Source organism: Kamptonema formosum PCC 10802, from assembly GCF_000332335.1.
GTDB lineage: Bacteria > Cyanobacteriota > Cyanobacteriia > Cyanobacteriales > Oscillatoriaceae > Oscillatoria.
Window position 1 is genome coordinate 1 of the sequence record NZ_KB235946.1, and the last position, 10,548, is coordinate 10,548.

11 protein-coding genes are annotated in these 10,548 nt (G+C 59.0%); 9 read left to right on the forward strand and 2 right to left on the reverse strand.

The window, feature by feature from the left end; all coding sequences use genetic code 11:
* The 4 genes from OSC10802_RS52430 to OSC10802_RS37995 all read left to right on the forward strand — a co-directional run.
* A partial coding sequence (locus tag OSC10802_RS52430; protein ID WP_044169909.1) for a hypothetical protein occupies positions 1-734 on the forward strand: 734 nt, incomplete at its 5' end.
* Between the two features lie 83 nt (positions 735-817).
* The gene (locus OSC10802_RS0100010; RefSeq protein WP_017714728.1) at positions 818-1,525 is read left to right on the forward strand and encodes a tyrosine-type recombinase/integrase; all 708 of its coding nucleotides are present in this window, start codon (positions 818-820) and stop codon (positions 1,523-1,525) included.
* 618 nt (positions 1,526-2,143) lie between these two features.
* Complete coding sequence (locus tag OSC10802_RS0100015) at positions 2,144-2,518, forward strand: hypothetical protein (RefSeq protein ID WP_017714729.1); 375 nt, start codon at positions 2,144-2,146, stop codon at positions 2,516-2,518.
* A 185-nt stretch (positions 2,519-2,703) separates the two neighbouring features.
* A complete protein-coding gene (locus tag OSC10802_RS37995; RefSeq protein WP_017714730.1) occupies positions 2,704-2,931 on the forward strand; it encodes a hypothetical protein in 228 nt (75 codons plus the stop codon).
* A 120-nt stretch (positions 2,932-3,051) separates the two neighbouring features.
* On the opposite strand, the gene OSC10802_RS38000 is transcribed toward OSC10802_RS37995, so the two are convergent.
* A complete protein-coding gene (locus OSC10802_RS38000) occupies positions 3,052-3,360 on the reverse strand; it encodes a hypothetical protein (protein WP_017714731.1) in 309 nt (102 codons plus the stop codon).
* Positions 3,353-3,550, reverse strand: a complete 198-nt coding sequence (locus OSC10802_RS0100030; RefSeq protein ID WP_017714732.1) for a hypothetical protein — start codon at positions 3,548-3,550, stop codon at positions 3,353-3,355. The genes OSC10802_RS38000 and OSC10802_RS0100030 overlap by 8 nt, the downstream gene beginning before the upstream one ends.
* A 243-nt stretch (positions 3,551-3,793) precedes the next feature.
* Here OSC10802_RS0100030 and OSC10802_RS0100035 point away from each other — a divergent pair, with 243 nt between their 5' ends.
* The 5 genes from OSC10802_RS0100035 to OSC10802_RS56110 form a co-directional block, all read left to right on the forward strand.
* Positions 3,794-4,276 (forward strand): MerR family transcriptional regulator, encoded by a 483-nt coding sequence (locus OSC10802_RS0100035; protein ID WP_017714733.1) that lies wholly within the window; start codon positions 3,794-3,796, stop codon positions 4,274-4,276.
* Positions 4,269-4,718 carry a hypothetical protein gene (locus OSC10802_RS0100040; protein WP_017714734.1) on the forward strand — a complete coding sequence of 150 codons (450 nt, stop codon included), beginning with the start codon at positions 4,269-4,271 and terminating at the stop codon, positions 4,716-4,718. The genes OSC10802_RS0100035 and OSC10802_RS0100040 overlap by 8 nt, the downstream gene beginning before the upstream one ends.
* Positions 4,715-5,086 (forward strand): hypothetical protein, encoded by a 372-nt coding sequence (locus OSC10802_RS0100045; RefSeq protein WP_026098034.1) that lies wholly within the window; start codon positions 4,715-4,717, stop codon positions 5,084-5,086. The genes OSC10802_RS0100040 and OSC10802_RS0100045 overlap by 4 nt, the downstream gene beginning before the upstream one ends.
* A gap of 38 nt (positions 5,087-5,124) precedes the next feature.
* Positions 5,125-6,420, forward strand: a complete 1,296-nt coding sequence (locus tag OSC10802_RS0100050) for an FtsK/SpoIIIE domain-containing protein (RefSeq protein ID WP_017714736.1) — start codon at positions 5,125-5,127, stop codon at positions 6,418-6,420.
* Positions 6,421-7,115: 695 nt separating this feature from the next.
* Positions 7,116-10,548: DUF5906 domain-containing protein (locus OSC10802_RS56110; RefSeq protein ID WP_044169910.1), on the forward strand; the 3,433-nt coding region annotated here is incomplete at its 3' end.

Here is a 10,548-nt window from a genome sequence, read left to right on the forward strand (position 1 = left end):
CCACAGAGCCGGTAGACTGGCAGGCAACCCCCGCGTCAGAGGAAAACAAGGGATGGGCCGAGCTACTGGAGCTAGCCGAAAGCGCGGAAGACATCCGTCACCTGGCAGAGCACTACCGCTCGTTCTACGGCCATGATTATGACGCGCAGAAGAAAGAGGTCTGGCAATTGCTGACCGCCGGTACCAAAGAGCGGATTCGGCAGCTAGTGGCCGCCACCGAGCCGGCGACCGTCACCGAGCCGGCAGCCCCCGAGGGTATAGTTTCAACCGATACCCCTGAGCCGCTCATCACACCGGCAGAAGCGGCGACCCTCCTGACCGTGGCGCAACACTGCCTCCCTGACGCCGCAGCCGGTCCGAACCTTCTCGCTCTAGCGAAAGAGCTGCGCCTGGAGCAAAACCCAGAGCTCTGGCAGGCACTCGCCCAGGCTTGCAGCTCGCCGGTGGCAGCGCCCGAAAAAGAACCCTACAGCTACCGGTCCTTCCCCCACGCAGACCCCCACGCGAAAGAAGAAACGCGGCGCAGTCAGGCGCGGCAGGGACTGAACCAACTGCTCAAGGCCAGCAAGGCAAAAGACTTCTCAGCGCTCGCCGCCGCCTTCCGCCGGCTAAACTCAGCCCAGCTGGCGTGGGTAGCCAGCAACCTCCTCTCCCAGGAAATCCGCCAGAACCTCTGGGCGCTGACCCGTTCCTGGTGCCTGTCCAAAATCAACCCCCAACGCGAGCTGTTCTAACCGGCTACCAGCTGGTAGCGATTTCGTACAAAATCGCCGGCATCTGCCGGCGAGCACTTGCCTTTTAATTGGAGGGAGAGTTTATGAGTGCGGCAGCAGTGAAAATTGACGGGCACGGACAGGCGGCTGTGTTGACCGAGTTCGAGATTGAGGAGCTCTTCCGCTCTGGGTTCCAGAGCGACAGGGACCGCGCCCTGTTTGGGGTGTGCCTGTTCGCCGCCACGCGGATCAATGAGGCTTGCTCCCTGTTTAAGGAGGACGTTTTTGACCGGCAGCAGCGCGTGAGGCCGGCGCTGATTGTCCGCAAGAGCCACTCCAAAGGGCAGCTGGCGACTAGGACAGTCCCGGTTCATCCAGAATTACGGCTGCTCTTGCTCGCCTACCAGCCGCAGCTTGACGAAAAGAACCCCTACCTCTTTCCCGGGCGGCACGCCAGCCATCATTGGAAACACCTGCACTCCCAGAGCGCCCACAAGCTGCTGCAGGAGGCGTGCCAGAGGACCGGCATCGAGGGCGCATCCACCCACAGCTTTAGAAGGACAGCGCTGACGCGGATGAGCGACGCCGGCATCCCCTTGCGGGTCATCCAGCAAATCAGCGGCCACCGGTCACTTGCGGTCTTACAACGCTACTTGGAAGTCTCCGACGCGCAGGTCAGAGGAGCCATCGCCAGCCTATCCGCGTTCAGCTGCAGCAACACCAGCAAAGAAAACTATCCTCGCCTAGAGCCTGAAGCGCTTGGCTTTCGGTCAGAGGTGGACAGCAGCGCTGGCAGCGAGCCCCCTTATTGAGAGCGAGGGGGCACTTGCTGACATTAGCCCCCTGTCTTACCGGCGGGGACGACTCGCAGTCTTGTAAGACACCGGGAGCCGCCGATACCGGCAGCTCTCACCTGCCGGTGGGCTGTTGGGGCGCTGCCCTCCCCCGCTTGTCTTACAAAACGGCAGTCTCGTATTACGAGAGCAAGGGAGTAAGACAGAAAAGTGGCACAGCGAAGCTATACCAGTTGAACAGTCATCAAAAAAGGGAAGAGAGGGGGCTCGCACCCAGTCGTACCTAGGGGGACTACTAAACCCTGGAAGGGTTTCGGATATTCGCTTTCGGGTTTACAAGGGGGTTCGGGCTCTTAGAAGGCTGGAAACAGTCCACCCGGAAAGCCAGAGCGCTGGCGCGGGAAAACCGGGGTTCCGCGCCAGCGCACCGCCCTGCCGCAACCGCCTGCAGTCTTAATTTGAAACCGTAGGGTTTCGTCTTAAGACGTCGCGTTGCGAAGCATAAGCGGCTCTTATAGCACGCCGCCCCGTAAGACAGAGTTTCTTATGTGTCGTACAAATAGTTGACGTCTGTAAGACGCGCCAGCTAGAATCGTCTCATAGGTAAGACAGTATCGTAAGACGGGCGAGACAGGTATGGCCAGTACAAAGCTTTTCAATTTCCGGTGCCCTTCCGAATTGCTGCAGGCGGTGGAGGATTTCGCCGCCGCCAAAGGGCTGACTAAATCGGAGTCCGCCGCTACTCTCCTGAGGTTGGGGCTGCAGTCGCAGTCTGTGGAGGTGCCGGCAACCACCCCAAAGCCGCGTAAGACAGAGGGCGAGACGGGCGTAAGACACGAGAGCGAGACAGGCGTAAGACACGAGAGCGAGACAGGCGTAAGACACGAGGGAGAGCGTCTTACAGAGCTAGAGAGCAAGTTCGAGAGCCGGCTCGCCGCCCTCGAAAGCCGGTTTGAGAGCCGGCTCGCCGCGATTGAGGAGGGGCAGCGCCTGGGGGAGCCGGCAGCCTGAGGGGGGAGGTTGACTCTCTCAGGCTGCAGCTGGCGGAAGCCAGAGCGGAAATCGCGGAACTGAGCCGGCGGAACTCCGAGCTAGACTCTGAGGCTGCCGAACTCGCCGGCAAAGTTGGCGACCTCGACCTAGAAAACCAAGAGCTGAGACAGCAGCTGGCGGCGACCGTCGCCGAGCGAGATGACATGGAGCGAGCTGCTGAAATGACCGGCACACCGGCTACCACCGAATCCGCGCCGCCCCCACCAGACCTGCCGGCGATCCGCTCGCGCGTCCTGGCGGGATTAAAATTGGGCCGGCAAGCCCCCGGCTATAAAGCAGCCGCTAAAGCGCTCGCCGCCTTTGAGGAGGCGCTTGAGGAGAGGTTTCCGAAAACCTATAGGGCACCCGAAACGCAAGAGGAGGGGCCGTAGCCCCTCCCCTCATCCAAGAACAGAACCCTGTTGGAAGCGTGTCCCGGCGGGTGCTCAACGCCTTGCGGCATCAGAGGTGTGTGAATTAAAACGACGCCCCCATTGTAACCCGCAAGCCCGTCACCGGCTCCCCCCGCCCCCATTGTTGCGCTGCTGGAACAGGTAGTCCAGAATCTGCCGGTTCTCAACCTGCAGCCCCCGAACCTCGCTCTGAATCTCGCGAATAAGCGCCCTGTCCTCGTTAGCGCTGTTCTGGAGTTCCCTCAGGATAGCCCTGTCCTCACTGGCGCTTTGCCGCAGTCCCCGCAGCAATTCCGCCGCCATCCGCGCCAGCGATTCGATAGACCCGTCGTGGGCGCTGAGTCGGGCTTCAATCTGCCCTATCCTTTCTTCAAGCGCGTCTAAGCGTGTTTCTGTACCGTCACTCATCACCGGCACCCCCCTGTCTGGCTCTCTCGTCCACTACGCGCTGAAGCGTGGTGACGATAAAGTTGGACAGCGATCTATTGTCTTCTTTGGCCAGCTCCTCTACTGAAGCCCGCAGGGGGGTGGGCATGTAAATCATCGTTTTGACCACGCCCACATCGGGGGGTGTCTTTGGGCCACGACTGACTGGCATATTTTTTTTTTTCAACGCAACACTACTTTTATGTTAACGTTATGCTTGTAATGAAGACACCATCCGAGGTTTCGGGTGGCCAATAAAAACAAGCCAGCAGGGTTCTTAAAACCCCGCCGGCGTTCACCAAAATCCGCATAGTAGGCGGAAGGATACATTCATGGAATACCATTGCGCCCCAAACTTGTGGGGGGATACCCCCCGTGTTGACCGCCACCGCTTTGGACGGGGAGGTGGCCGAGTATGAGTCAGCTTTACACCACAGCCCAAGCAGCAGAAAATCTGGGCGTATCAGCCTCGACATTGCGCACCTGGAAGAGTCGCAAGGCTGACCGGTTTGCTGAGGGCGAGCACTTTATCAGTCAGGAGGGCCAAACCCTCTGGACAGAAGCTGGCGTCTCCGTTTTGCGACAGATCCAGTCCCAGAACGCAACGCCCGCCGTTGCGCAACCGCAACGCCAAGAGTCTCAGGAGCCGGCAGAAAACGAAACCGGCTTGGAAGCTCTGTTGCGCCCGCTCGCAACCGTGATTGCTGCCGGTGGTGCCCCGGTCTTACGTCGTTTAATCCTTGAGGAGTCAGCGCGTCAGGCTTTGGCCGCCCCAGCAACGACTACTGAATGTCTTACGGTTTTACGGCAATGCGGCATCTCACCGGCCAATCCGGCAAGTCTGATTGCAGGGTCTGCGCCGGCAGGTTTGCTAGAGGGAGGTGACTCCGATGACTGAACCAGAGTTGACCGCTGAGATTGTGCTGGCAGAGTTTGTGCCAGAGCAAGCCCGCTGTCCAGAGCTTTACAGGGCCGTGGATGCAGCAATTGTCGCTGGGGATGTGACACGCTTGGCGGCACTGATTCGTGCAACGCAAGAGCAACAGCAGGCGCAACTGGATTCGCACTCACGGCAACTCTCCCAAATCCAGCAGGCAGTAGGGGAGCTGCAATCTAGGCAACAGCCCGTGACGATAATCTACTCGGACAATCGCCAGTGGCACCAGGACGCTCGCCGGTGGACAACCACTAAGACTACGACTACAACGATTGACAGCGACTGGAGCTGGCTGCTGTCGTGGGCTTGCGTTGCAATTGTCGCTGCTCTCCTAGCCCCAGTTCTTTGTCCGCCAAATAGTCAGAGCTATCAGCCGGCCATTCACGAGAGGGGGCGGCCATGAGCGACAAACTTTCGATGGATGCTTTGCGTAACGCTATGGGTAGCGGCGGCAGTGGCGGCAGCCCTAGTGGTGGTGGAAATGGTGGAGGTGGAGCTTTGAAGAGCTTGGCAAGTCTCGCTTTCTCCTGTTTGGTTCGAGCTTCGATCTCTGGACTTGGCTGGCTGTTTTTCCTCAGCTACTGCCGGTCGCAGCACTATCAGGTTTTCCTTTCCGAAGGTGGCCAATTCTGTCTGCTTTTAGCCCTCTGGGTGGCCGCTGACGCCAAACTGCACTTCCTGCGGCCCTGGCTTCTGCCGGCAGCGGTTGGACTCCAGGGGCAACAGTTTGTTCAGTCCCTCCTAGAATTTGTTCACCGGTGGGCGAGATAGGTAAACGTTATCGGGGCGGGCCATCCGCCCCTACTGCTATGTTTGGATGGCTAGAGAAAATAAATATTCGAGAGCCGGTCTATGAGCTCTGGCGTCAGTTCCGTGGTCAGATTCCGCCTGAAGTGTTCGCGGTTGAAGTGGCGGCTCATCAGGGCTGGACTCTCAGGATTGTCGGCGAGCTGCTGATTGAATTTGAGGAGAGGTGGACGGAACCAGCACCCGAATCCGAGTCTCTGACTTATGCTCCAGGCGGCGGGCTGCCCCTGCTGAAATCCGTGGACATCGTGGCAGAGTTGGCGGGATTGAGCAGTCATTTGCTTCTGGCTACTCGCACCGGCGCGGGCAAATCGACTTTGCTGAAAGCCGTGGTGGCCAAAATCCTTGAAACCCGGAAAGGCGCTGAATTCGTCATCCTTGACCCCAAAACAACCGACTGGCTAGGGCTGCAGCGGCTCAGTGGGGTTGTCACCTACTTGCCCTCAGGAGAGTCGGAGTCTGTCGAATTAGCTGAAGCGGCTGTCCTGCGAGTCTTTGAAACTCTGGGCCGGCGAAAAGAGCAGCAGCAAAAAGCGCTGATGGCCGGCGTGACGGGGCCCAAATTCCACCCTCTCTTTCTGATTGTCGATGAATGGTTCTCGCTCTACGACAGACTCAAACGATTGAAGCGGCCCGCAACTCAGGGCTGGCTGAATGAAATCGTGGCGCAGGGCCGGGAGCTTGACTGCCACGTTGTTTTGGTCAGCCAGTCGCACAACGTTGAGGAGATTGGTTTCAGCCGATCGATGCGCCGGTCTTTTGAGTTCTGTTGTCTCGGCGCAACGGCAGCAAGTTTCGAGCCTCTGATTGCAGCGGTGAATGACGCCAATCTCTTTGCGTCACGCGCTGACCGTGACCGGCTCGGAGAGGAGTTGCAGCAGGCGATTGCGATGGCCGGTGGCTCACGAGTCTGTCTCTCTACTCTGGGCACTCCCAAAATCGCCATCCTGCCTAACCTTTCTTGGGCCCACAAAGTCTCCGTTGCTGGTGCCGGTGGGGCTGCCGGTGGTGCAATTACTGACTCTCCGTTGCCGCAGCTGCAACCCGCTCCTGAGGAGGGTTTCGCGCCTAAGGAAGGTCTGGTGCCAAGTGTCAGTGGTGACGCTGTGCCGGTGGATTTGGATGGATTTCGCCCTCTGTACAGGGCCGTCACCAAACTGCTGGAGTGCGGCGTGTCGGAGACGGTGGTGGTCAAGGAAGTGTTCGGCTGCGCGAACGGCAGAACCTTCAGCTCGAAGGGCAAGCCGGCACTGCAGGCGCTGTTGCGGCTGGGGAAGCTAGAAGGGTGGGACAAGTGAGCCGCTCCCCTTTCCCATCCGTCTCGGAGTAGGATTCTGCTAAAAAAGCCGTAACCGAGAAAGAGAAGTGTGATTTGGTGGCAAAAGCTCTTTGGGTGTTTAGAAGTCCTAAGTTGTAATTCTTTCCTGTGTCGCATTCCCTTGCAAAGGTGTACACTACGGAATCCCCTAGAACTCCCCGAAAAATGCAATATAGAGGTATTGAAGCGCAAACCACCCGATCGCGTTCACTCTCACGCAGGCTATAATAGGCAGGCAGTACCCCCCCCATCCTAAAAACAAATACGCAACTTCCTCTTCTCAACTTCCTGTTTTGGGAGAAAGAGGAACAATGACAAAAGTTGCATTTGTAGGAACAATGGGGAACATGGGGCTGCACGCAAAAACAAAAAAGGCACTAAAGCTTTGGAGGTAGTCTCAGCAAATCTTCCGTCAGGGGCCACAGACTAACAAATCTAGCGGAAAACCACATGATTCGGGGCAGGGCAGACGGCACCAAGCTAAGGCCACACAATGCTTTAGCAACCAAAAAAAACAACAATACCCCCACTCTAATAGGAAAACACTTCCTGTTTTCACCGCCCCGCCCCGCGAACCCCTTGGAACCCGCTCCCCCTGCCGGAAAGATTTTTCTGAGCCCCCCGAAAACAAAAGTGCCCCCCACGTCATAATTCGCAGGAGGCCACCAATTAACTATGTATCCAATTATAGTGGAAAACACCAAAAATAGACAGCTCGCCGCACAGCTGTCGGATTCCACCAAAACTTACTCTTTCGACATCCGCGACCACATCGACAAGCTGGAGCCGACAAAGGAAAAGGACCGGTTCCGCTGTCCCGTTTGTGGCGGGGGAGCCCTGACCGTCAAACTAAGCACCGGGGCGTATCAGTGCTGGTCAGGTGGGTGTTCTGCCCGGGATATCCGGGAAGCCATCAGCCCGCAGAGCTCGAGCTACAGCCTGCGGCGTTCTGGGGCGGGGCGGCGCTATAAACAGCGCCCGACCCCGCCGCCAGCCATCCTCCCGGACGGGGAAGTGCGGCTGCTGCACCTCCCCTCACCGGCGGCTGACTGCCCCCTGCCGGGGACACCAAAATGGGTGCCGAAAGGAGTGCCGGCAGGGGCTGAGGAAATCGTTTACCGCTACTCCGAGTCCCAGACAGTCCACCGCTTCCAGTGGGCGAGCGCGGACAGCTCAAAGGGGCGAGAGAAGACCTTCCGCCAGTGCCACCTGAACGAGGACGGGCTGCCCGTTTGGACAAAAGGGGAAACCCCTTGGCCGGCTTACAGGGAGGAAGAAGTTTTAGACTTGCTGCGTGCCGCCCCACCTGATGCCGTGCCCGTAGTTCTCATGCAGGAAGGGGAGGGCTGCGTTGAAATTGGGCGCGGCATAGCCCTGTCATCTCTCACCTTCCAGGGCAGCGCCTGGGGGACTCAGGAGGTGGGCTCGCTCGCCGGGAAGCTTAAAGAGGCGCACCCCAACGTCTGCCTAGCTTTCCTTCCCGACAACGATAATGCCGGCAGAAAGAAGCTCGCTCAAGTCCAAGAGGGCTGTGACGCGGCGGGGGTGCCCTTCCTCCCCCTGGACCCGCTGGCTATCTGCCCCGACCTTCCCGAAAAAGGAGACGTGAAAGAGATTTTGGACAGCTTAGGAAACTCCGATGAATTCCTGAACCGGCTGCAGGCAGAGATATCCAGAGCTGCAGGCGAGAACCAGGCCCGGATTGAGAAGTGGGAGAGGCAGTTTGCAAACAGCGGCTCTCCCAACGCCGACACCCCCCAGAGCAAGCCGCCAGCCCCTCGCGCCGTGGGAGAAGCGCTGGCAGAAGACTACCGCCCTCACTGGAAATTCGACAACTCCCAGAAAACCTGGCGTCAGTGGAACGGCAAATTCTGGGAGCCGCTGGAAGAGGAGGTGTTCGGGCAGGAGGTGTACTTCCTCCTCAAACAGCAAGGAATTAAATACGAATGGGACCGCTACTGCGAGAGCGTCCTCAAGACGCTGCGGCGAGAGCTCCTAACCCCCAAGTGGAATCACCCAGACCACCGGCGCTTTGTCAACTTCGCAAACTGCGTTCTTGACATCCAAACCGGCGAGCGCCACGAGCACGCCCCCGGCTTTGGCTTCACCTCGTGCCTGCCTCACAGCTACATCCCCCTAGACCTGTCCGCCTTCCCCTCGGCAATCGAAGCCCTGGAGTCTCACGCCCCGCACACTTACAAGTTCCTGCACCGCACTCAGAATGGCAACAGCAAGGGGGTCATGAAGCTCTTAGCCGTGGTTAGCGCCACTCTGAAGTGGCAGTGGCGTAATCTACAGCGCTTCCCCTACCTCGTGGGGCCGCCAGGTGCGGGTAAGGGGACTTTCTACCGGCTGCTAAGAAAAGTTGTGGGGAAGGAGAACTGTAAGGTAAGTGCCGGCGAGCGGCTGAGCGACGGAAACGAGATCGCAGCGATAATTGACAAGCAGCTGGTGGTGCTGCCGGATGAGAGAAAGGCTTGTGCGAACATAGGGCTTGTCTTGCGCCTGACCGGCGGGGACCAAATCTCCTATCGCCAAAACTACATGAAAGCCGCTTCCGAACACTTTAACGGGGCTTTCATGCTTGTCAGCAACACGCCGATTTTTGTGGGCGAAACCACCGGGATTGACCGCCGGCAAGTCCTGCTGCCCTTTGACAGACCGCTGCCCGCTGCCCTAAGGAGTCACAAGACAGAGGATCTCCTGGAGAGCGAGATAGAGAACCTCGTGCCCATTGCTCTCAGCCTCCCCGACCATCTCGTGACGGAACTGATTTGCGGGCTGGGGGATGCGGAAATCCCAGAGTTCCGCGCTAGAGAGTGGGACCTGAAGATGGAGAGCAGCTCTCTGGCTGAGTGGGCTGACAGCTACTTGATTTACTCCCCCACCTACCGCTACACCCAGATTGGCGATGGCTCGAACGCTCACACCCTGTTCGGAAGCTACCAGGACTACTGCGCTCGCGCCAAGAAAAAGAACCCGGTCGAGCTTGCCTCCTTCAGCAAGAGGCTGCTGGAGATATGCCTGTCCCTGGGGTGGGATGTCAAAAAAGAAACCCTCACTTCAGGGCCGGACAAAAGGCGGACTGTCATGACCCACCTGCGGCTCAGACGGGATGGCGACGAGGACTACCCCCTCATCCAGGAACTCTTCTTCTGCACTCAAAATGGCCAAGCCTCGGAAAACACCCCCCCCCAGACGCACCCCCCAAGCTCACCCGGTGAGGGGTTGGAGAGGGGTGCGGGGAGGGCTGAAACCCTTACAGGACAACGTGGGGAGGACTTTCAGGGGTTTTCTCAAGATACTTTAGAAAAAAAAGACTCCTCAGGAAACTCCAGTACCGCCGAGCTAGAAGAAATAGACGGAGCAAAAACCGCTGAATCCCCTCCCCACGTTGCAGCGCAAGAGTTTCAGCCCCCTCTCTCGCCCTCTCCCTCCCCAGGAAACCCCTCCCCCCAGCCGGTCCCCGAGCCGGCACCGGCACCCGTCACCGAAATTTCGCCCGCGCCCGCACCCGAGCCGGCAGCCACAGAGCCGGTAGACTGGCAGGCAACCCCCGCGTCAGAGGAAAACAAGGGATGGGCCGAGCTACTGGAGCTAGCCGAAAGCGCGGAAGACATCCGTCACCTGGCAGAGCACTACCGCTCGTTCTACGGCCATGATTATGACGCGCAGAAGAAAGAGGTCTGGCAATTGCTGACCGCCGGTACCAAAGAGCGGATTCGGCAGCTAGTGGCCGCCACCGAGCCGGCGACCGTCACCGAGCCGGCAGCCCCCGAGGGTATAGTTTCAACCGATACCCCTGAGCCGCTCATCACACCGGCAGAAGCGGCGACCCTCCTGACCGTGGCGCAACACTGCCTCCCTGACGCCGCAGCCGGTCCGAACCTTCTCGCTCTAGCGAAAGAGCTGCGCCTGGAGCAAAACCCAGAGCTCTGGCAGGCACTCGCCCAGGCTTGCAGCTCGCCGGTGGCAGCGCCCGAAAAAGAACCCTACAGCTACCGGTCCTTCCCCCACGCAGACCCCCACGCGAAAGAAGAAACGCGGCGCAGTCAGGCGCGGCAGGGACTGAACCAACTGCTCAAGGCCAGCAAGGCAAAAGACTTCT

Bases quoted from the DNA above. Each gene is read 5' to 3' on its own strand.
- OSC10802_RS0100010 (WP_017714728.1), top strand. From the start codon at position 818: ATGAGTGCGGCAGCAGTGAAAATTGACGGGCACGGACAGGCGGCTGTG.
- OSC10802_RS0100015 (WP_017714729.1), top strand. From the start codon at position 2,144: ATGGCCAGTACAAAGCTTTTCAATTTCCGGTGCCCTTCCGAATTGCTG.
- OSC10802_RS37995 (WP_017714730.1), top strand. From the start codon at position 2,704: ATGGAGCGAGCTGCTGAAATGACCGGCACACCGGCTACCACCGAATCC.
- OSC10802_RS38000 (WP_017714731.1), bottom strand. From the start codon at position 3,360: ATGAGTGACGGTACAGAAACACGCTTAGACGCGCTTGAAGAAAGGATA.
- OSC10802_RS0100030 (WP_017714732.1), bottom strand. From the start codon at position 3,550: ATGCCAGTCAGTCGTGGCCCAAAGACACCCCCCGATGTGGGCGTGGTC.
- OSC10802_RS0100035 (WP_017714733.1), top strand. From the start codon at position 3,794: ATGAGTCAGCTTTACACCACAGCCCAAGCAGCAGAAAATCTGGGCGTA.
- OSC10802_RS0100040 (WP_017714734.1), top strand. From the start codon at position 4,269: ATGACTGAACCAGAGTTGACCGCTGAGATTGTGCTGGCAGAGTTTGTG.
- OSC10802_RS0100045 (WP_026098034.1), top strand. From the start codon at position 4,715: ATGAGCGACAAACTTTCGATGGATGCTTTGCGTAACGCTATGGGTAGC.
- OSC10802_RS0100050 (WP_017714736.1), top strand. From the start codon at position 5,125: ATGTTTGGATGGCTAGAGAAAATAAATATTCGAGAGCCGGTCTATGAG.